17 protein-coding genes and 6 tRNA genes are annotated in these 19,093 nt (G+C 73.0%); 9 read left to right on the top strand and 14 right to left on the bottom strand.

Features of this window, described 5'->3' with window-relative positions; genetic code table 11:
- Positions 1 to 671: 671 nt before the first annotated feature.
- A tRNA-Val gene (locus tag ACZ4UV_RS43980) sits at positions 672 to 743 on the bottom strand.
- 75 nt (positions 744 to 818) lie between these two features.
- On the bottom strand, positions 819 to 1,283 hold the full coding sequence (locus tag ACZ4UV_RS43975; RefSeq protein ID WP_467846104.1) for a TIGR02611 family protein: 465 nt from the start codon (positions 1,281 to 1,283) through the stop codon (positions 819 to 821).
- A 191-nt stretch (positions 1,284 to 1,474) separates the two neighbouring features.
- Here ACZ4UV_RS43975 and ACZ4UV_RS43970 point away from each other — a divergent pair, with 191 nt between their 5' ends.
- Both ACZ4UV_RS43970 and ACZ4UV_RS43965 read left to right on the top strand, forming a co-directional pair.
- Complete coding sequence (locus ACZ4UV_RS43970) at positions 1,475 to 1,888, top strand: SsgA family sporulation/cell division regulator (RefSeq protein WP_004002642.1); 414 nt, start codon at positions 1,475 to 1,477, stop codon at positions 1,886 to 1,888.
- Between the two features lie 270 nt (positions 1,889 to 2,158).
- Positions 2,159 to 2,719 carry a CGNR zinc finger domain-containing protein gene (locus ACZ4UV_RS43965; RefSeq protein ID WP_351487642.1) on the top strand — a complete coding sequence of 187 codons (561 nt, stop codon included), beginning with the start codon at positions 2,159 to 2,161 and terminating at the stop codon, positions 2,717 to 2,719.
- Between the two features lie 187 nt (positions 2,720 to 2,906).
- Here ACZ4UV_RS43965 and ACZ4UV_RS43960 read toward each other — a convergent pair whose 3' ends face one another.
- On the bottom strand, positions 2,907 to 3,059 hold the full coding sequence (locus ACZ4UV_RS43960; RefSeq protein WP_167450005.1) for a hypothetical protein: 153 nt from the start codon (positions 3,057 to 3,059) through the stop codon (positions 2,907 to 2,909).
- A gap of 236 nt (positions 3,060 to 3,295) precedes the next feature.
- Complete coding sequence (locus ACZ4UV_RS43955) at positions 3,296 to 3,751, bottom strand: hypothetical protein (RefSeq protein WP_451019881.1); 456 nt, start codon at positions 3,749 to 3,751, stop codon at positions 3,296 to 3,298.
- A 261-nt stretch (positions 3,752 to 4,012) separates the two neighbouring features.
- Between ACZ4UV_RS43955 and ACZ4UV_RS43950 the strand changes: the two genes are divergently transcribed.
- Positions 4,013 to 4,531, top strand: a complete 519-nt coding sequence (locus ACZ4UV_RS43950) for a DsbA family protein (RefSeq protein ID WP_390048090.1) — start codon at positions 4,013 to 4,015, stop codon at positions 4,529 to 4,531.
- 7 nt (positions 4,532 to 4,538) lie between these two features.
- On the opposite strand, the gene ACZ4UV_RS43945 is transcribed toward ACZ4UV_RS43950, so the two are convergent.
- The 3 genes from ACZ4UV_RS43945 to ACZ4UV_RS43935 form a co-directional block, all read right to left on the bottom strand.
- Positions 4,539 to 5,363 (bottom strand): GNAT family N-acetyltransferase, encoded by an 825-nt coding sequence (locus tag ACZ4UV_RS43945; protein WP_467846083.1) that lies wholly within the window; start codon positions 5,361 to 5,363, stop codon positions 4,539 to 4,541.
- A gap of 77 nt (positions 5,364 to 5,440) precedes the next feature.
- Entirely contained in the window at positions 5,441 to 6,262 is an 822-nt protein-coding gene (locus ACZ4UV_RS43940) for an aminotransferase class IV (protein WP_467846079.1), read from the bottom strand.
- A gap of 101 nt (positions 6,263 to 6,363) precedes the next feature.
- Positions 6,364 to 7,428 carry a chorismate-binding protein gene (locus tag ACZ4UV_RS43935; protein WP_467846074.1) on the bottom strand — a complete coding sequence of 355 codons (1,065 nt, stop codon included), beginning with the start codon at positions 7,426 to 7,428 and terminating at the stop codon, positions 6,364 to 6,366.
- Between the two features lie 178 nt (positions 7,429 to 7,606).
- On the opposite strand from ACZ4UV_RS43935, the gene ACZ4UV_RS43930 reads away from it, so the two are divergent.
- The 5 genes from ACZ4UV_RS43930 to ACZ4UV_RS43910 all read left to right on the top strand — a co-directional run bounded on the left by ACZ4UV_RS43930 (position 7,607) and on the right by ACZ4UV_RS43910 (position 8,076).
- A tRNA-Gly gene (locus ACZ4UV_RS43930) sits at positions 7,607 to 7,679 on the top strand.
- Positions 7,680 to 7,717: 38 nt separating this feature from the next.
- Positions 7,718 to 7,791, top strand: a tRNA-Cys gene (locus ACZ4UV_RS43925).
- A 1-nt stretch (position 7,792) separates the two neighbouring features.
- Positions 7,793 to 7,864: transfer RNA gene (locus ACZ4UV_RS43920), tRNA-Val, on the top strand.
- A gap of 34 nt (positions 7,865 to 7,898) precedes the next feature.
- Positions 7,899 to 7,970 (top strand) — tRNA-Val (locus tag ACZ4UV_RS43915).
- A gap of 34 nt (positions 7,971 to 8,004) precedes the next feature.
- Positions 8,005 to 8,076, top strand: a tRNA-Val gene (locus ACZ4UV_RS43910).
- A gap of 50 nt (positions 8,077 to 8,126) precedes the next feature.
- Here the strand turns inward: ACZ4UV_RS43910 and ACZ4UV_RS43905 are convergent.
- From ACZ4UV_RS43905 to ACZ4UV_RS43890, 4 genes are all read right to left on the bottom strand, one after another.
- Entirely contained in the window at positions 8,127 to 8,432 is a 306-nt protein-coding gene (locus ACZ4UV_RS43905) for a TFIIB-type zinc ribbon-containing protein (RefSeq protein WP_390048096.1), read from the bottom strand.
- Positions 8,433 to 8,553: 121 nt separating this feature from the next.
- Positions 8,554 to 9,480: a phosphotransferase family protein gene (locus tag ACZ4UV_RS43900; RefSeq protein WP_467846069.1), complete on the bottom strand. Its 927-nt coding sequence runs from the start codon at positions 9,478 to 9,480 to the stop codon at positions 8,554 to 8,556.
- A gap of 392 nt (positions 9,481 to 9,872) precedes the next feature.
- Positions 9,873 to 10,049, bottom strand: a complete 177-nt coding sequence (locus ACZ4UV_RS43895; RefSeq protein WP_123978469.1) for a hypothetical protein — start codon at positions 10,047 to 10,049, stop codon at positions 9,873 to 9,875.
- A 209-nt stretch (positions 10,050 to 10,258) separates the two neighbouring features.
- Positions 10,259 to 10,534 carry a hypothetical protein gene (locus tag ACZ4UV_RS43890; protein WP_294001445.1) on the bottom strand — a complete coding sequence of 92 codons (276 nt, stop codon included), beginning with the start codon at positions 10,532 to 10,534 and terminating at the stop codon, positions 10,259 to 10,261.
- Positions 10,535 to 10,730: 196 nt separating this feature from the next.
- Here ACZ4UV_RS43890 and ACZ4UV_RS43885 point away from each other — a divergent pair, with 196 nt between their 5' ends.
- Positions 10,731 to 12,077, top strand: a complete 1,347-nt coding sequence (locus tag ACZ4UV_RS43885) for a serine/threonine-protein kinase (protein ID WP_467846512.1) — start codon at positions 10,731 to 10,733, stop codon at positions 12,075 to 12,077.
- A 30-nt stretch (positions 12,078 to 12,107) separates the two neighbouring features.
- Here ACZ4UV_RS43885 and ACZ4UV_RS43880 read toward each other — a convergent pair whose 3' ends face one another.
- From ACZ4UV_RS43880 to cobT, 3 genes are all read right to left on the bottom strand, one after another.
- A complete protein-coding gene (locus ACZ4UV_RS43880; RefSeq protein WP_390048099.1) occupies positions 12,108 to 12,926 on the bottom strand; it encodes a TrmH family RNA methyltransferase in 819 nt (272 codons plus the stop codon).
- Between the two features lie 79 nt (positions 12,927 to 13,005).
- The gene (gene cobA, locus ACZ4UV_RS43875; protein WP_451018676.1) at positions 13,006 to 14,238 is read right to left on the bottom strand and encodes a uroporphyrinogen-III C-methyltransferase; all 1,233 of its coding nucleotides are present in this window, start codon (positions 14,236 to 14,238) and stop codon (positions 13,006 to 13,008) included.
- Between the two features lie 695 nt (positions 14,239 to 14,933).
- Entirely contained in the window at positions 14,934 to 18,797 is a 3,864-nt protein-coding gene (gene cobT / locus ACZ4UV_RS43870; protein WP_467846062.1) for a nicotinate-nucleotide--dimethylbenzimidazole phosphoribosyltransferase, read from the bottom strand.
- Positions 18,798 to 19,093: the final 296 nt, after the last annotated feature.

Below are 19,093 nucleotides of genomic sequence, written 5' to 3'. Positions count from 1 at the left end.
CTCCCCGCAGCGTCGCCGACGCCTGCATGAATCGTTTCAAGTAAGCGCTTGCTGGCACAAGTTACGGAGGGGCTGGTGAGGCGTCAATGATTCGCACAGGAATTTCTTACGGGCGGGGCCGACGGGGCGCGCCGGGGCGGCGAGACCGCGGCGGGTGGAAGGCGGGGAACGTCGCAGGTGAGGGGCGCACGGTCGGGGGGTCGAACGTGAAGTGGCCCACGGGAGGCGGCGGTTACGGGTTGGCTTCGGTGAGTGGGAGGGAGGGGTGGCGGAAGGCGGGCGGGTGGCTCCGACGGGCGCCTCCGGGGGGCGCCTCCGGGGGTGACGAGGGCCGGAGGAGGGGTTGGGGGTGGGGGTGGGCTGAGGCGGGTAGTGGTCGGAGGTCTAGGCGACGCTGCGACTGTTCGTCCGCAGACGCAGCGACCGCTCGTCTGCATGCGTGGCCCGGGCCCCCAAGGCTCCGGTGCTGCGCCGACGAGCCACGCCGGTGCCCAGCCCGCTGGAACCGTGCCTGAAAGGCGACGACCGCAGGCCGCTCGCCGCCCGGCGGGGGCATTGCCCCCTTCGCGCGCCGCCCGCCCCTGCACGGCCCCCGCCGCCGCGACGCCGCCCCCGGGCCCCGGAACGACCGCGGCCCACCTGCTCTCTCGCAGGTGGGCCGTGGTTCCGGGTGGGCGATACTGGGTTCGAACCAGTGACCTCTTCGGTGTGAACGAAGCGCTCTCCCACTGAGCTAATCGCCCGGGCGCAGGAAGAACATTACCCGATGTCAGGGGGTGCCCCCGACCAGTCGCCGGGGCCTGTGGCCGGCGGCCGGATCACTCCTCGATCCTCCAGGGCATCACGATCCCGAACCTGGACAGGTAGACCCCCGCCCCGGCGGCGACGACCACCAGGCCGATCGCCGTGAGCGTGATGTTTCGGCGGCGCACCGTGGGGTCGAGGGCCTTGTGGGCCGCCTCCGTGACCTTGCGCTTGGTCCAGCGCAGCACCAGCTGGGCCCAGACGAACTCGGTGGCCCAGATCGCCATGCCGGCGAAGATGATCACCCAGCCGGGTCCGGGCAGCGGCAGCAGGACGATGCCCACGGCCACCACCGCCAGGCCGATCGCGAAGACCCCGACCTGCCAGCTCAGGTGCAGCACGCGGCGCGCCCTGACGAACTCGGGCGCCCGCGATCCGAGCCCCCGCTCGTCGCGTCCCCGGTCCACCGCCGTCCCGTCCACCACACTCGCGTCCGAGGCCACGGGAGCCTCGCCCGTTTCGTTACTCCCCGTATTCATACGACCAAACCCTACCTGAGCGATTCCGGTCACCGGAATGGTCGTAGATCGCGTCCGGACTCTCGGCCGGAAGAGTTACGTAAACACACGCAAAACACTCAGAGGGGTTTACAACGGCACCGTAGGTGGCATGTCGATTTCGCCGACGTGCGAATCCCCGAGCGCACACTGAGCGAAAGGCCCTGGCGCTTATGAACACCACGGTCAGCTGCGAGCTGCACCTGCGCCTCGTTGTGTCGAGCGAGTCCTCCCTGCCTGTCCCCGCAGGCCTGCGGTACGACACGGCCGACCCCTACGCCGTGCACGCCACCTTCCACACCGGAGCCGAGGAGACCGTCGAGTGGGTGTTCGCCCGCGACCTCCTCGCCGAGGGGCTGCACCGCCCCACCGGCACCGGCGACGTCCGCGTCTGGCCGTCCCGCAGTCACGGTCAGGGCGTCGTGTGCATCGCCCTGAGCTCTCCGGAAGGGGAGGCCCTGCTGGAAGCCCCGGCGCGGGCTCTGGAGTCCTTCCTGAAGCGAACGGACGCCGCCGTGCCCCCGGGCACGGAACACCGCCACTTCGATCTCGATCAGGAGCTCTCGCACATCCTGGCAGAGAGCTGAGGGCACGCCCCCTACAAGCCGCCCGGCGCCGTCCACTCGGGGAGACGGCTCGGGCCTAGACAACCGCATACGGCAGCACCGGCGCCGCCACCGTGTTGGGTCACGGGGCGGCGCCGGTGTGTCCGCGTGCCCGTGGAACCGCCGGGGGGCGGTGCGCGTTGTACCGGACAGTCACGAGTGGGACCGGGCACGGTGCGGGGCCGCCGTATGTCGCTACCATCGGCCACCATCGGCGGGCGCCCGCCCGACCCTCAGGCCAGGGAGCGAAACGTGCTGATCACCCACGACACCCGGTGTTCTCTCGACGCCGTGGTGGATCTGGTGAACACCGTGCCGGAGGACGACGCGGCGGCGGACGGACTGCCCGATGTCGCGGCCCTCCAGGATTTCGTACGAAACCACGACATCAGCGATGTGGGCATGCTGTCGGAGTTCGACCTGTCGGCGGTGCGCAAGATCCGTGGCAGGTTCGCTGGCATCTTCGCCGCTCCGGACGCCCGGGCCGCTGCCGGGATGATCAACGAGCTGGTCGCGGCCGCGGGCACCACGCCCCGGCTCACGGACCACGACGGCTACGACTGGCATGTGCACTACTTCGCGCCCGGCGCCTCGGTGGCCGACCACCTCGCCGCCGACTGCGGGATGGCGCTCGCGTTCTTCGTCGTCGCCGGGGAGCAGGAGCGGCTGCGGCGCTGCGAGGCCCCGGACTGCCGGCGCGCCTTCGTGGACCTCTCCCGCAACCGTTCGCGCCGCTACTGCGACAGCCGGACCTGCGGAAACCGCCTGCATGTCGCCGCGTACCGGGCACGCCGCAAGGAGGCGGCGGGCTGATCCCCCCGACGCCGGGGCGCCTGCAGCAGGGGGCCGACGGGCGGGCCCCGGAGAGCGAGATCCAGAGAGCGAAATCCAGAGAGCGAGATCCGAGGACCTTGGATCGGCGGCCGTGGATCGGTCGCGGCCAGGTGCGTCGATGCCGACGCCGGTCCCGGCGGGTGGCGCCGGGACGGGCGGGTACGGCTCACAGCCACAGCAGGTCGTGCAGCGCAGCCATGAGGAGCAGACACCCGATCACCGCTAGGAAGATCATCAGCGGTGGCTGGGAAAGGGCGAAGAGGCACCCGCGGGGCTCGTCCTTCGGCGGCGCGGCCTCGCTCTGTTTCGTGTCCAGCATCTCGCGGCGATGATGTCCCAGCGGGCACCCGCCGCGCGATCAACACGCCCGGAATGGGCGGGAGTTCGCCGAATTCCGCGATGTCCGTTTCGCTTCCGCTCGTCCTCTGAACACTTCCGCGCGCGCCGCGTACGCACTGTGTCGTTTCAATGCCTCATGCGATTGTCATATACATGCGCCCGCAACACGGCTGAACTGCGCCCGGGTCGCCGCGGCGCGGCGGCGACCCGGGCGTGTCATATCCCGTGCTTCTTGAGGATGGCCTCGATGTCGCTGAAGTCGTCTCCCGAGCCGGTGCTGCGGGGCGCCGCCGCAGGCCTGGCCGCCGGGCGGGTGGCCGGGCTCAGGGACGGCGCCGAGGCGGCAGGGGCGACGGCGTCGCGCTCTGCGCCCCGGGAGGCCGCCTTGCGCTCGGCGCGGGTGCCCCGGGTGCCGCCGCGCCGGCGCTCCACGGCGCGGGTGGTGGCGAACAGGGCCCAGGCCGCGCCGAGCACGCCGAAGCCCGCCCAGGCGGTGGGGCTGAAGGCGGTGTCGGCGAGCCAGCCGACCACGCCGGTCATCACCAGGCCGATGGGGACGAGGGAGTAGGCGGCGGTGCGGGCCGCCGCCAGGTACCGCTTGCGGTAGGCGGTGACCACGGCGATGCCCAGGCCTGCCGCGGACACGGCGGAACAGACTGTCTCGGCGATCATCCGGTCCTCCTGCGGGCTGGGTCGGGCGGGCGGAGTGCGTGCGCTGCTCCGCCCCTTCCATCGTGCACCGCCCGGCCCGTGCAATCCATGTCCAGGCCCGACAATCAGGGGCATCTCGGGGTCCCCTCCGGGTCGCCTCCACCCCAGGGACGAGCCACGACCACCCCTGCTACGCCCGTCCCGCTGTCCTCCGCCCCCGTCGCCGGTCACCCCCGCCGTCTCGATTGGGTGGACGGAGCACGGCCTGGAAGACTGGTCGGCATGAACGACTCCCCCGCGCGCGCCGACGCCCCGGTCCTCGACGTCTGGTGTGAACTCCAGTGTCCCGACTGCCGCAGCGCCCTGGACGACCTCCGCGCCCTGCGTGCCCGGTACGGCGACCGGCTGGAGCTGCGGCTGCGGCACTTCCCGCTGGAGAAGCACAAGCACGCCTTCGCCGCCGCGCAGGCCGCCGAGGAGGCCCTGGAGCAGGGCAAGGGCTGGGAGTACGTCGAGGCGGTCCTCGGCCGGGTCGAGGAGCTGGACCGCGGGGGCGAGCCGTTCCTGGTCGAGGTGGCCGGTGAACTGGGCCTGGACGCCGAGGAGTTCGACACCGCGCTGGTGGACGGCCGGCACATCCTGATCGTGGACGCCGACCAGGCCGAGGGCAAGGCCATCGGCGTGACCGGCACCCCGACCTATGTCATCGGCGGCGAACGCCTCGACGGCGGCAAGAGCCAGGAGGGCCTGCGCGAGCGCGTGGCGGAGATCGCCGACCGGTTGCTGGCCGAGCAGGAGTGACCGGGCCTCAGATCAGGTTCTTGCAGAAGATGCGGGAGACCGTTTCGTACCCCATCGACTCGTAGAGCCGTTCGGCCGGGGTGTTGCCGGCGAACAGGTCGAGGCCGAGGACGGGTCTGCCGGCGGCGATCGCCTGGTTCTCCGCCAGCAGCATGAGGGTGCGGCCGTGTCCCCGGCCGCGGTGGGCGGCGTCGGCCTCGACGTCGTACACCCAGACCCGGTCCTGCCGGAAGGCCAACCACAGGGTGCCGACGCGTGTCCCTTCGTGTTCGAGGATGCTGAACCGCATGTCCTCGGTGGCCCGCCCCCGGGGCAGCAGCCGCGCGTGGTCGCGCCGTGCCTTCTCGTGCGCCTCGGTTTCGGGCGTGCCCCGCTCGATCCACATACGTGCGTGCGCCTCGGACTCGTACGCGAGCCACTCCTCGAACTCGGCCTCGGTCATGGCACGGCCGAGGCTGCCGGCCGGCAGGGCGGGCGGGGTGTCGCCGAGGCGCTTCTCCATCCTGAGGTTGCGCAGGACGTAGCCGAGCGCGGTGACGAGCCGCAGCGCCGGCTCCGCGGCGGCCGGGAGGCTCACCTCGATCTGCCGGCAGCCCCAGCCCCGCGCCACCTCCTCCGCGGCGAGCGCGGCCACGGTACCCCGGCCCCGGCGGCGGTCGGGCTCCTCGATACGCAGGTCGACGATCCGGGCCACGCGGGCACCGAGATTCGGCGAGGTGCCGAGGTGGAGGGTGCCGACGGGCCTGCCGTTCACGCACACCTGGAAGTGGCGGGACGGCGCCCCGTCGGCGCCGTGCTGGAGCGGCTCGGTCGGCCGCAGGGTCGTGGTCATCAGCCGTGTTCTACCCGCCCGGGACGGTGACGTCAGCCCGATAAAGCCACGGGCCGCCAGAAACCCCCGGGAGGGCTTCAGGGATCCAGGTCGTCGCCCGACCGCTCGTCGAAGATGCGCATCGCCTTGGCGGTCACCGGGCCGGGGGCGCCGGGGAGTTCGCGGTCGTCGACGCGGTGCACGGCCTGGACGTCGCGCAGGGTGGAGGTGAGGAAGATCTCGTCGGCCCGCTCCAGGACGTCCAGCGGCAGGTCGGTCTCGCGGGCGCCGGTCCACTCGACGGTCAGGGCGCGGGTGATGCCGGCCAGGCAGCCGGAGGCGACCGGCGGGGTGTGGATCTCGCCGTCGAGGACGACGAAGACGTTGGAGCCGGTGCCCTCGCAGAGCTGCCCGACCGTGTTGGGGAACAGGGCCTCGGAGGCGTCGTATTGGTGGGCGCGGGCCAGGGCGACGACGTTCTCGGCGTACGAGGTGGTCTTCAGGCCGGTGAGCGCGCCGCGCTCGTTGCGGGTCCAGGGGACCGTGATCACGGCGGTGGAGTCGGCGCGGCGGCCGGTCTCGCCGAGGGCGACCACGAGGGTGGGGCCGCGGTCGCCGCGGTCGGAGCCGAGGGGGCCGTGGCCGCCGGTGTAGGTGATGCGCAGCCGGCCCAGCGGCATCGGGTTGGCCGCCAGGACCGCCTCGCAGGCCCGGCGGACCTCGTCGTGGTCGGGGTCGGGCAGACCGAGGCCCCGGGCCGAACGGGTCAGCCGGTCAAGGTGGCGGGTGAGCGCGAAGGGCCGTCCCCCGGTCGCCTTCACCGTCTCGAAGATGCCGTCCCCCACGGTCAGCCCGTGGTCGAAGACGGAGACACGCGCGGACTCGACATCCTGCAACCCGCCGTCCAGCCAGATCTTCACAGCTCTCTACCTCTACAAGTCAGCGCCCGATGCGTCGGATGCACGAGATGCACCGGATGCGGCGGACCGGCCGGGGTCCGAAGGTCGTCCGCCGGGCCGGCTCAGCACCCGGGACCCCCTTCGTTCACGTCGTACGTACCCGACGCTACCGCGAGCAGCCGGGCGGCCTTCAGCTCGGTCTCCCGCCATTCGCCCTCCGGGTCGGAACCCCAGGTGATCCCGGCACCGGTGCCGAACCGGAGTGCGTCACCGTCGCCGGACCGGTCGATCCAGAAGGTACGGATGCCCACGGCCAGCTCGCCGACGCCGCGGTCCGCGTCCACCCAGCCGATGCCGCCGCAGTACGGACCGCGAGGCGCGGTCTCCAGTGCCTCGATGATCCGCAGGGCGCTCGACTTCGGCGCGCCGGTGACCGAGCCGGGCGGGAAGGCCGCGGCGAGCAGGTCGGGCCAGCCGGCGTCGGCGCGCAGCTCGCCCCGGACCGTGGAGACGAGATGGACCAGCCCCGGGTGCTTCTCCACGGCGCACAGGTCGGGGACGGTCACGGTACCGGTGGCGCAGACCCTCCCGATGTCGTTGCGGACCAGGTCCACGATCATCACGTTCTCGGCGTAGTCCTTCTCCAGGAGGTCCGCCTCGGTGCGGCCGGTGCCCTTGATGGGCCCGCTCTCGACCGTCCGTCCCGTCCGGCGCAGGAACAGCTCGGGCGAGGCGGTGGCTATCTCCACCCCGTGCGCCGGGAGGCGAATCGTTCCGGCATACGGTGCCGGGTTGCCGCGGGCCAGCAGCGCGGTCAGGGCGTCCACGTCGGCGTCCGGGGCGACCGGCGCGGACAGCACGCGGCAGAGGTTGGCCTGGTAGACCTCGCCGGCCGCGATGTGCGTGCGGATCCGCCGCACCGCCGCCGTGTACGCGGCGCGGTCGAGGGACGACGTCCAGCCACCGGCCGCCGGCCCCCGCCACCGTCCCGGCACCGGCGCGGGCACCGGCTCCTCCCGTACGTCGCCGAAGCGGGCGCAGGTCAGCCGGCCCTCGAAATCCGCGCAGACGGCCCAGAAACCGGAGGAGTCGAGGGCCGCGGGATCGCTGGTCACGTCGAGGAGGCCGGTGGCGACGCGGTCGCCGAACCGGGCGAGAGGAGGGTGATGAGGAGGACGATGGAGCACGTCGTCGAGTCTATGGCGGGTGTCCTCGGGGTGACCCGGGCATGTCGTCGAGGGTGCCCTGACCACCTCATCCGCCGGTACCGGCGCAGCACGCTGCGCAAACGCGTTTTTGTGCTGGCCCGGGAATCCGCTAGAGTTCAACACGTCGCCGGGACGCGAGAGCGGACCGAAACGACAGGCGGACGTAGCTCAGTTGGTAGAGCGCAACCTTGCCAAGGTTGAGGTCGCGAGTTCGAGCCTCGTCGTCCGCTCGAAGGAACTAGGGGTCTTCCCGATCCCCTACACTCCTGGTGGAGTGGCCGAGAGGCGAGGCAACGGCCTGCAAAGCCGTCTACACGGGTTCAAATCCCGTCTCCACCTCCAAGGACGATTAGCTCAGCGGGAGAGCGCTTCCCTGACACGGAAGAGGTCACTGGTTCAATCCCAGTATCGTCCACTGGATCTTGGCCGGAAGGCCGTGGATCCACCCCGCGCGATTAGCTCAGCGGGAGAGCGCTTCCCTGACACGGAAGAGGTCACTGGTTCAATCCCAGTATCGCGCACGCAGTGCCCGTGATCTCCGGATCATGGTCCCGAGGACGATTAGCTCAGCGGGAGAGCGCTTCCCTGACACGGAAGAGGTCACTGGTTCAATCCCAGTATCGTCCACACAGCAAAGAGCCCCGGCCGTCTCGTACGGCCGGGGCTTCTTCGTGCGCTCAGCTGGAGAAGAGCATGTGCGCCCAGCTCTTGTGGCCGTGCTGACCGTGGCCGCCGTAGTGACCGCCGTGACCGCCGCCGTGGTGGCCACCGCCGTGCGGGGCGCCCCAGGCCGGCGCGGGCGGGGCCGGGTACGCCTGCGGAGCCGGCGGCGGCACGGGCTTGGACCACTGCGCCTCCAGCTGGGTCAGCGCCTCCAGCTCGCCGTAGTCGAGGAAGATGCCCCGGCAACCGCTGCACTGCTCGATCTGGACGCCGTTGCGGTTGTAGGTGTGCATCGGCGCATGGCACTTCGGACACTGCATGGTCGGCTCAACTCCTCGCCGGTAAAAACTGCTTCACGTTCTTCCAGGACAGACTCCGTCCGACCCTGGCCGGTTGCAGCCTACTTCGGGAAATCGTGCGACAACCGGGCCGGACAAAGGGTCATTCCGGTGCCATTCGGGCGCAAGCGTCGATCAGGGACCGCTCCACCTCGTCCAGGGGGCGTTCCGCCGCGATCGCCTTCGCGAGGTAGCGCGCGCCGGTCTGGACGGTGAGGGCACGGGCCGGGACGTCCAGGGCGGCCCAGGGGTCGCCGTCCTCCGGTACGGCCGGACCGCCGGCCGCGCGGTAGGCGCCGAGGAAGCGGGTCCACTCGTCGGGCGGGAGGAGGCCGCAGGCGTACCAGGACGCGGGGCGGGCGAGGTCCCAGGCGGGGTCGCCCACACCGAGATCGTCCACGTCGATGAGGCGCCACGAGCCGTCCGGCGCCGGATACCGGACCAACTGGCCGAGGTGCAGATCGCCGTGACAGAGGGTGCGGGGGCGGCCCGGCGCGGGTGCCTCGGCGCGGGCCCAGGCGGGCAGGGCGGACCAGGCACGGAGGACGGGCGGGGCGGCGGGGTGGGCGCCCGTGGCGGCGAGGGCTTCGCTGAGCCGGGCTATCGCGTGGGCCGCCTTGGCGGGGCCGGCCATCGGGGGCGCGGTGGGGGTGGGCGGGGTGCGGTGGAGCAGGGCGAGGAGGGTGGCGGCGGCTTCCCAGGGGGCGGCCTCCGGGGCGCCGGGGTCCAGGGGTACGCCGTACGGCCACAGGGTGACGGGACGGTCGTCGACGAAGGCGGCGGGGGCCGGGGCGAGAGGCGGCAGGAAGACGTCGGGGAGGCCGGTGGCTATGGCCAGGCGGAGGGTGAGGACGGTGGGGTCGGTGCCGGGGGCGTGGGCCTTGGCGACGGTCGCCGCGTGGCGGAGGACCGTGGTGTCGGGGCGGTGGGCGAGGGTGGTGGTGGCCGCGCCGCAGTGGCAGGGGGTTGCGTCCGGGTGGGCGGCGGCTGTGACCTCGGCGGTCAGCTGGGGCAGTACGTCTGCGGTCATGAGATCCCCCGGGAGGTGCGGCTGCGCTGCGGTGAGGGTACGTGGGTGCGGTGGGCCGGGGGGCCGGCCGCGCGTCCGGGCTGAGATGGGGGACGCTTACCGGCGCTGGCAGGGTGCCTTCCCCCAGCGCCCACCCGTGCCGCCCCAGCGGCACGACTGCCCGCAGCTATGTGAGACACGGCTGGGGAGCGCCCTGTAGGGGCGCGGGGAACTGCGCGATCAGCCCCCACCGGCCCTCGGCCGGACAACGGCCGTAAGCCCCGGGAAAAAGCAATGCCGGCGCAGCTCCCCAGCTGCGCCGGCATTTTGCCGTCCGCCGCACCCCCGTCCCCACGGGGTTTCATGGGTGGATGTCCCCGCCCGGACCGCTCTTCCGGGCCTGGGGTCGCCGCTCAGCGCCCCAGCATCACTCCCACGGACGACGCCTGTGTGGCCACTGTCTCCCAGCCGTCGAAGACGACGAGGAGCAGGACCGCCAGGGGAAGGGCCATCAGCGTCGCCACCAGTGGGTGGCGACGGCCCTGGCGGCGGGGGCGGGTGGTGTGTGTCCGCTGTGCCGTAAGGGCCATGGTCCCTCTCCTGACCGAGCTCAGTTGTCGTTGGCAGCGGCGGGTGTCTGACCTCGGGGGACGAGTGCTGCACCCGCCGCTTGACCTCAAATCTAGGCGCGTGCCACCTCGCGGACGTCATGCCCTCGTACCGAATCGCGGGCCTCCGAGAGGATGAGCCGTGACCTGCGGTCTACTCCCCTGGGTGGAGACGGGTCCTACGTCTCGTCCTACCCCTCAGGGTCTTCCCGGAGGGGGTGCCCGGTCCTTCCTGGTTTTTCCGAGCTGTCCTCGCGGGGCACCGGCTGCTCCACGAGGGCCAGGACCCGGGTCGCCATGAAGCGGGCGGTCCGGACGACGGCTCCGTTTCGCGTGACTTCGCTCACTTCCACCACCCCCCGTCGTACCGCTGTCTCCACCCGGCGGCCCGCCCTGCTCGCCACCACCTCGTACGTACGGGTCGTGTCGCCGGCGTCCACGACTATCTCCACGCGGTCACCCTTCACAGCATCAATCCCCCTTCTGTGACGGCTTGTTGGAGCAGACGGGTGCTCAAAGGAGCCGATAACGGCGCCTTCCTGACCACTCCTCAAGTCTCGCACCCGGCACTGACAATCCATCGGGCCGAGAGGGCGCGGCCTCTGCGCACGGGCGGCCCGGTAAACGTAAGCTGTGCCACGTCAGACGGACCGGGCAGCGGGGATGAACATGGCGATGATGCGCCTGAGGCGCGAGGACCCGCGCGTCGTCGGCTCGTTCAGGCTTCACAGAAGGCTCGGCGCCGGCGGGATGGGCGTGGTCTACCTCGGCTCCGACAAGAAGGGGCAGCGGGTCGCGCTGAAGGTGATCCGGCCCGATCTGGCGGAGGACCAGGAGTTCCGGTCCCGCTTCGCCCGTGAGGTCTCGGCGGCCAGGCGGATCAGGGGCGGCTGCACCGCGCGGCTGGTCGCGGCGGACCTGGAGGCCGAGCGGCCGTGGTTCGCCACCCAGTACGTGCCCGGCCCTTCGCTGCACGACAAGGTCGCCGACGACGGCCCGCTGGGCGCGGCGGACGCGGCGGCGGTCGGCGCGGCGCTCTCCGAGGGCCTGGTCGCCGTGCACGAGGCCGGGGTCGTGCACCGGGATCTCAAGCCGTCGAACATCCTGCTGTCCCCGAAGGGGCCGCGGATCATCGACTTCGGCATCGCCTGGGCCACCGGGGCCTCCACCCTCACCCACGTCGGTACGGCGGTGGGCTCCCCCGGGTTCCTCGCGCCCGAGCAGGTGCGCGGGGCCGCCGTCACCCCCGCCACCGACGTCTTCTCGCTCGGCGCGACCCTCGCCTACGCCTCGACCGGCGACTCGCCCTTCGGACACGGCAGTTCCGAGGTGATGCTCTACCGGGTCGTCCACGAGGAGCCCCAGCTGCACGGCGTACCGGACGCGCTCGCTCCGCTGGTGCGGGCCTGCCTGGCCAAGGACCCGGAGGAGCGGCCGAGCACGCTCCAGCTGTCGCTCCGGCTGAAGGAGATCGCCGCGCGCGAGGCGCAGGGGCTGGCCGACGTACGGCCGCCGGCGCAGCGTGCCGCGGAGGCGGACCGGCCCACCGGGCGGCTCACCGACACCTACTCGACCTACCCGGATCCGCAGCGCACCCAGCGCCGGCCGCAGTCCTCGCACGGTGGGCCGGGCGCGCCGGTGCGGGGCAACGCTCCCTCGCGCGGCGGCAGCGGTTCACGCCCGGCCGGCGGGGTGCCGTCGCGGCCGAACGGCGCGCGCCCCACGCCCGCCCCGCGCGGCAACGGCACCCGGCCCGGGAACGGGACCGGGACCGGGAACCGGCCCGCGTCGCGCGGTGGCAACGGGCGTCCGGCGCCGCGTCCCACCGGTACCGGACGGCGGCCGGCCAATCCCCGGCTGCTGCGCCAGCGGCTGTTCGTGTTCGTCGTGGTGACCCTGCTGGTGGCGCTGGGGATCGCGCTGGCCCAGGGCTGCTCCGGGCCCGCACACGGAATGGGCGTGCCCGGTACCGGTGCCGTACCGGCGAAGGCCGTGGCCCTCAGGGAGTAGCCGGCCTCCGGAAATGGCGGGGCAACGGGGCTACGCCTCGGGGCGGCCGGCGGTCACCGCGTAGAAGGCGACGGCGGCCGCGGCGCCCACGTTGAGGGAGTCGACGCCGTGGGACATCGGGATGCGCACCCATTCGTCGGCGGCGACCAGCGCCTGGGTGGAGAGGCCGTCGCCCTCCGCGCCGAGCATCAGGGCGACCCTGTCCATCCGGTGCGGGGCGGTCTCGTCCAGGCTGCGGGCCTTCTCGTCCGGGGTGAGGGCGAGCAGCGTGAACCCGGCCTCGCGGACCGAGTCCAGCCCCTTGGGCCAGGTGTCGAGACGGGCGTACGGCACCGAGAAGACAGCGCCCATCGAGACCTTCACGCTGCGCCGGTAGAGCGGGTCGGCGCAGTCCGGGGACAGCAGCACCGCGTCCATGCCGAGGGCGGCCGCCGAGCGGAAGATCGCGCCGATGTTGGTGTGGTCGTTGACCGACTCCATGACGACGACCCGGCGGGTGGTGCGCAGCAGTTCGGTCGCGGTCGGCAGCGGTTTGCGCTGCATGGAGGCGAGGGCGCCGCGGTGCACGTGGTAGCCGGTGACCTTCTCGGCGAGCTCCGGGCTGACCGCGTAGACGGGGGCCGGGAGTTCGTCTATGACGTCGCGCATGACGTCGACCCACTTGGCGGACAGCAGCATGGAACGCATCTCGTAGCCCGCGTCCTTCGCCCTGCGGATGACCTTCTCGCCCTCGGCGATGAACAGGCCCTCGGCCGGTTCGCGCTTGCGGCGCAACTCGACGTCGGTCAGGCCTGTGTAGTCACGGAGGCGCGGGTCGTCGGGATCCTCAACGGTGATGAGATCGGCCACAGGGTGATACTGCCTTGTCCTGGGTGGGGTGCCAATGGTCTGGAGCGGGTTGTGTTACCCGGGGTTACGTCGGCGCCCTTCAGGGCGCCGTCCGCGGGCCTACGTTCACGACCTCGCCGATCACGATGACCGCGGGCGGTTTCACTTCCTCCGCGCGGACGACCTCCGCCACCGTGGCGAGGGTCGCGTCGACCCGGCGTTGAGCGGCCGTCGTGCCTTCCTGGACCAGGGCGACCGGGGTTTCCGGGGACTTCCCGTGCGCGACCAGGGTCTCGGCGATCTTCCCGATCTTGTCGACGCCCATGAGGACGACGAGGGTTCCGGTCAGCTTCGCGAGGGACGGCCAGTCCGCCAGCGAGCGCTCGTCGTCCGGGGCGACGTGCCCGCTGACCACCGTGAACTCGTGTGCGACTCCCCGGTGGGTGACCGGGATGCCCGCGGCGGACGGTACGGAGATCGAGCTGGAGATGCCGGGGACGACCGTGCAGGGGATCCCGGCCTCGGCGAGCGCCTGGACCTCCTCCATCCCGCGGCCGAAGACGTAGGGGTCGCCGCCCTTCAGCCGTACGACCGACTTGCCCTGCTTGGCGTGTTCGATCAGGGCGTTGTTGATGGCCTCCTGGGCCATGTAGCGGCCGTAAGGGATCTTCGCCGCGTCGATCACCTCGACGTGCGGCGGGAGTTCGGCGAGGAGGTCGCGGGGGCCGAGGCGGTCGGCGATGACGACGTCGGCGGCGGCCAGCAGGCGACGGCCGCGGACCGTGATCAGGTCGGGGTCGCCGGGGCCGCCGCCGACCAGGGCGACGCCGGGGGTGCGGGTGCGGTGGTGGGGGGCGACGAGGGTGCCGTCGCGCAGGCCCTCGACGACCGCGTCCCTGATGGCGGCGGTGTGGCGGGGGTCGCGGCCGCGCGCGTCGGTGGTAAGGACGGCGACCGTGACGCCTTCGCTGTGGCCGGTCGCCGGGGTCCAGGCGGTGGCCTGGTCGGCGTCGTCGGAGCGCACGCACCAGACGCGGTGGCGCTCCGCTTCGGCGGAGGCGGCGTTGTTGGCGGCGGTGTCGCTGGTGGCGATCAGGGCGTACCAGGCTTCGCCGAGGTCGCCGTCCCGGTAGGGGCGCCTGACCCAGGTGAGCTCGCCGGCGTCGGCCATCGCTTCGACGGAAGGCGTGGCTTCCGGGGAGACGAGGGTGATGTCGGCGCCGGCCGCGATGAGGGCGGGGAGGCGGCGCTGGGCTACCTGGCCGCCGCCGAGGACGACCACACGGCGGCCGGAGAGGCGGAGGCCTACGGGGTAGGCGGGGTGTTCGGCCATGAGGGGGCGGCTCCCTTGGGTGGCGGCGGTGTCCGGTGCCCTGACGTGGGCATTTTAAGCGGGGCGGGGTTTGGGCGGGTCGGGTGTCCGGTGGCTGGGCAGTGCGTGCCGGGTTCGGGGGTGCGGGTGGTTGTGCCCACCCGTTCCGCCCCAGCGGAACGACTGCCCACAACCACCGGTCGGCCGCCAAGGACACCGGCGCTGCCGCCCCGCGTCCGACAGCCAGCAGCCAGCAACCAGCAACCAGCAACCAGCAACCAGCAACCAGCAACCAGCAACCAGCAACCAGCAACCAGCAACCAGCAACCAGCGGAAACCGACGCACCCGCCGCGCAGCAACGGGCGACCAGCTCACAGTTCCCAGCTCCCAACCGTCAGCGGCCGAAGGCAGGCGCCCAACCACCGACGACCGGCGACCGGCGACCGGCCAATGGCGCGCGGTAAACGGCACACGACGACAGCAGGCAACCGACCACCGACGACCCGACCGGCAGCAGACAACCAACCACCGGCCGCGGACGGCAGGCAACCGACCACCAGCGACCGGACCAGCGGCAGGCAACCAACCACCGCCAGCGGACCACCAACGACCGACAGCAGGCAACCGGCCACCGACGAGACCCGACCAGCGGCAGGCAGCCAACCACCGGCGGCAGGCGACCGACCACCGCCGGTCGTCGTGGGAACGTCGGTCCCTACTTCTCCGTGACGCCCGCCGAGTCGAAGGTCGCCACCTCGTGCATGGCCCTCGCCGTGCTCTGGACCAGCGGAAGGGCGAGCAAGGCGCCCGTGCCCTCGCCGAGGCGGAGGTCGAGGTCGACCAGGGGGCGCAGGCCCAGTTTGTTCAGGGCTGCCACGTGGCCCGGTTCCGCGCTGCGGTGGCCGGCGATGCAGGCGGCCAGGACCTCGGGGGCGATGGCGCGGGCCACGAGGGCGGCGGCGCCCGCGCTGACGCCGTCGAGGATCACCGGCGTGCGCAGGGACGCGCCGCCCAGCAACAGGCCCACCATCGCCGCGTGTTCGAAGCCGCCGATCGCGGCCAGGACACCGATCGGGTCGGCCGGGTCCGGCTGGTGGAGTTCCAGGGCCCGGCGGACCACCTCGGTCTTGCGGGCGAGGGTCTCGTCGTTGATGCCGGTGCCGCGGCCGGTGACCTCGGCGGGGTCGGCACCCGTGAAGACGGAGATCAGGGCCGCGGACGCGGTCGTGTTCGCGATGCCCATCTCACCGGTGAGGAGCGCCTTGTTGCCGGCCGCCACCAGGTCGCGGGCCGTCTCGATGCCCACCTCGATGGCCTGCTTGGCCTCGTCGCGGGTCATCGCGGGGCCGGTCGTCATGTCGGAGGTGCCCGCGCGGACCTTGCGCGGGAGGAGACCCGGCGTGGCGGGCAGCTCCGCCGCGACGCCTACGTCGACCACGCAGACCTCGGCGCCCACCTGGCTCGCGAACGCGTTGCAGACCGCTCCCCCGCCGAGGAAGTTGGCCACCATCTGGGCGGTGACCTCCTGCGGCCAGGGGGTGACGCCCTGGGCGTGCACCCCGTGGTCGCCCGCGAAGATCGCGACGGCCGCGGGCTCCGGGATCGGCGGCGGGCACTGCCGGGACAGGCCGGAGAGCTGCGCGGAGATGATCTCCAGCATGCCGAGCGCACCGGCCGGCTTGGTCATCCGCTTCTGCCGCTCCCAGGCCTCGCCGAGCGCCTTGGCGTCCAGCGGGCGGACGCTGGCGACGGTCTCGGCGAGCAGGTCGTGCGGGTCCTCGCCGGGCAGCGCGCGGCGGCCGTACGTCTCCTCGTGCACGACCCACGACAGCGGGCGGCGCCTGGACCAGCCGGCCTGCATCAGCTCGGGCTCGTCCGGGAACTCGTCGACGTACCCCACGCACAGGTAGGCGATGACTTCGAGGTGCTCGGGCAGCCCGAGGGCGCGGACCATCTCGCGCTCGTCGAAGAAGCTCACCCAGCCGACACCGAGGCCCTCGGCGCGCGCGGCGAGCCAGAGGTTCTCGACGGCGAGGGCGGCGGAGTAGGGCGCCATCTGCGGCTGGGTGTGCCGGCCGAGGGTGTGGCGGCCACCGCGCGTCGGGTCGGCGGTGACGACGATGTTCACCGGGGTGTCGAGGATGGCCTCGATCTTCAGTTCCTTGAACTGCTTCGCGCGGCCCTTGGGGAGGGACTTGGCGTAGGCGTCGCGCTGGCGCATGGCCAGTTCGTGCATCGAGCGGCGGGTGTCGGCCGAGCGGATGACGACGAAGTCCCAGGGCTGGGAGTGGCCGACGGAGGGCGCGGTGTGCGCGGCCTCCAGGACACGCAGCAGCACCTCGTGCGGGATGGGGTCGCTGCGGAAGCCGTTGCGGATGTCACGGCGCTCGCGCATGACCTTGAGGACGGCCTCGCGTTCGGCGTCGTCGTAGGCAGGTGCGGCCGGGCCGGTGGACTGACGTGCTTCTGCCACGGGGGCCGTGCTCTCTTCCTGGTCGGCGGCCCTGGTGTCCAGGTCCTCCGCTTGCTGTACGACATCGGGGTGCTCCGGCAGCGGAGCGGGTTCGGCCTCGCGGGGCGCGGGGACCGTCGCGGCCTGTTCGGGCACGGACGGTCCGCCCTGGTCCTGGGCGGGGAGGATCAGCGGGTGGGGCGGGGTGGGGGCGAGGTGCGGGGTGGTCGGCACCTGGCCGTCGACGGCGACGAACTCGCCCAGCGGGTGGTCCGGGGCCGGTTCCGTCGGGACGGCGACCGCCGGGGCGTCCTCGGTGGCGGGCGCCGAGCCCCGGATCTGCGGGCCGGCGAGGGGGACGTCGACCGGCTGGACGGGCTCGGCGGGGTGCGCCTCGGGGGCCTCGGCCGGCGGCGCTGCGACAGCCGCCGCGGGTACCTCGGCCGCGGCGGGCGGGGGGACCTGCTCGGTCTCCGGGACGGCCGCGGTGACGGGCTCCGCCGGCTGGGGGACCTCGGTGGCGGCGACGGGTGCGGGGGCTGCCGGGGCGGATTCCTCGGCGGCAGCCTCCTCGGTCTGCACCGGCACGGCGGGCACCGGCTGGGCGGGCTCGGCCACGACGGCCTCCGAAGCCGGAAGGGCCCCGGACACAACGGCTTCCGGCACAACCGCCTCCGGCACAACCGCCTCCGGCACAACCGCCTCCGGCGCGACGGCCTCCGCCACGGCACCGTCCGGCGCGACAACTGGCGCCACGACAGCTTCCGGTACGTCCGCTTCGGATACGTCCACTTCGGGCACGACTGCTTCGGGCACGACTGCTTCGGACACGACGGCTGCCGTCGCCGGGCCGCCGGGCTCGGGCAGCACGGGCTCCGGGGTCCGTTCCACTCCGACCGGCGCCACGACCTGCTGCTCCGGCGCGGCCACCACGGCCTCGGCGACCGTCTCCGGCTCCGCGAGCCGATGACCGGCCTCCTCCGGCTCCGGCGGGGTACCGCCGTCCGCTGTCGCGTCGGCGCCGGGAGCCTGCGCGGTCTCCGGACCCACCACGTCCGCCGGAGCCGGCTGCGGCGGCACCGCGTCCGGCCCCTGCGGAGGCTGCGGAGCCTCGGCGATCCCCGGAGCGTCCGGGAACTGCGGAACCTGCGTCACCTGAGCAACGTCCGGCGCCTGCACGGCCTGCGGCGCCACCGGCCCGGCCGCAGGCGCCGGAACGCCCCCGTCGACCGGCTGGACGGCGCCCTGGGAACCGTAGGCGTTCTCGGGCTGCGCGCCGACGCCGGCCTCCGGTACCTGCGGCTCGCCCGCGATGCCCGCGGCCACGGCCGCCGTGGCGAGGCGGGCGACGGCCGCCTGCGCGGCGCCCGCCGGGTCGGGAGTGCCGGGTTCGTGGGCGGCCACGGGTTGCGGCCGGGGCTGCGGCTCACGTTCCGGAGCAACGGGCGCGGCAGGCGCGGCGGGAGCCGCGACAGCAGCCGTCTCCGCAGCCGTGACGATCGGAGTAACCGTTTCGGCAGCCGGGGCCTGTGCGGCCACCTGTGCCACCGGAGCGGCCTGCGGGGCGGCCGGCGGGGCCGTCTGCGGGACGGCCTGCGGCGCACCCCAGGGCGCGGCAGACTGCGGTACCGCCTCGTGCAGCGCCTGGACGTCGAGGTACTCGGGACCGGCCGCCGGCACGCCCGGCTGCCGTACCGGTGCGCCGGCCGGACCGCGGTCGGCGAGGGAGCGGACCGGGCTGGTGGAGGCGTCGGGGATCGGCGGGCCGAGGTGCAGCGGGCGGCGCGGGGCCGGGGCGGCCGCCGGGTCGTGCGGCACGGAGAGGATCGGGGACGCCGGTACCGAGCTGGGCAGCCGGACCGCGCTGAGGTCGACCGAGCCGCTGTCCCGGCCGCCCGTCTCGTGCGGGCCGGGCTCGTGGACGGTCTCGACGACCGGCTCCGGGGCCGGCGGCGGCACTTCGTTGCCCCAGGCGCCCTGGGCGCCGGGGAGCAGCAGGTCCTCTTCGTCCTCGGCAGGCGACTCGGAGAGGTAGGTGTACGCGCCGTGCGCGGCAACGCCCGGCTGTTCCACCATGCCTGCGCTCTCCGGCAGTCCCTCGCCCGGGACCTGGCCGGTGTCCGTCATGCGTACCCCTCGCCCATCGGTTAGTGCCTTCTACGACCAGCTCGCCCGGGGCGGCGCACCGACCGCCCCACAGTCAAGAACGAGCGTGCGTGCCCAGCGGCACGAACGACCCGCCGGAAAAGGCGACAAAGCCATTCAGTGGCATTGTCCCGGCCGTTCGACCGTCGCGACAGCGTGATCCGCGACAGCCCGCTGTGGACTGCGCCACGTTGCGCGTCCCCGGTTCTGCCGTACCACACCCGCCCCAAAAGGAGCGTGTTTTCCGGACATTGACGAACAGATTTCCGGGCCACCGG

The sequence above is a fragment of the Streptomyces sp. NPDC028289 genome, assembly GCF_055565975.1.
The sequence above is the reverse complement of the archived record's forward strand: the minus strand, read 5'-3'. Positions and strand labels throughout refer to the sequence as shown.

Excerpts from the sequence above, each read along its gene's own strand:
- ACZ4UV_RS43975 (WP_467846104.1), bottom strand. The coding sequence starts at position 1,283 with ATGAATACGGGGAGTAACGAAACGGGCGAGGCTCCCGTGGCCTCGGAC.
- ACZ4UV_RS43970 (WP_004002642.1), top strand. The coding sequence starts at position 1,475 with ATGAACACCACGGTCAGCTGCGAGCTGCACCTGCGCCTCGTTGTGTCG.
- ACZ4UV_RS43960 (WP_167450005.1), bottom strand. The coding sequence starts at position 3,059 with ATGCTGGACACGAAACAGAGCGAGGCCGCGCCGCCGAAGGACGAGCCC.
- ACZ4UV_RS43955 (WP_451019881.1), bottom strand. The coding sequence starts at position 3,751 with ATGATCGCCGAGACAGTCTGTTCCGCCGTGTCCGCGGCAGGCCTGGGC.
- ACZ4UV_RS43950 (WP_390048090.1), top strand. The coding sequence starts at position 4,013 with ATGAACGACTCCCCCGCGCGCGCCGACGCCCCGGTCCTCGACGTCTGG.
- ACZ4UV_RS43945 (WP_467846083.1), bottom strand. The coding sequence starts at position 5,363 with ATGACCACGACCCTGCGGCCGACCGAGCCGCTCCAGCACGGCGCCGAC.
- ACZ4UV_RS43905 (WP_390048096.1), bottom strand. The coding sequence starts at position 8,432 with ATGCAGTGTCCGAAGTGCCATGCGCCGATGCACACCTACAACCGCAAC.
- ACZ4UV_RS43900 (WP_467846069.1), bottom strand. The coding sequence starts at position 9,480 with ATGACCGCAGACGTACTGCCCCAGCTGACCGCCGAGGTCACAGCCGCC.
- ACZ4UV_RS43895 (WP_123978469.1), bottom strand. The coding sequence starts at position 10,049 with ATGGCCCTTACGGCACAGCGGACACACACCACCCGCCCCCGCCGCCAG.
- ACZ4UV_RS43885 (WP_467846512.1), top strand. The coding sequence starts at position 10,731 with ATGAACATGGCGATGATGCGCCTGAGGCGCGAGGACCCGCGCGTCGTC.
- cobA (WP_451018676.1), bottom strand. The coding sequence starts at position 14,238 with ATGGCCGAACACCCCGCCTACCCCGTAGGCCTCCGCCTCTCCGGCCGC.
- cobT (WP_467846062.1), bottom strand. The coding sequence starts at position 18,797 with ATGACGGACACCGGCCAGGTCCCGGGCGAGGGACTGCCGGAGAGCGCA.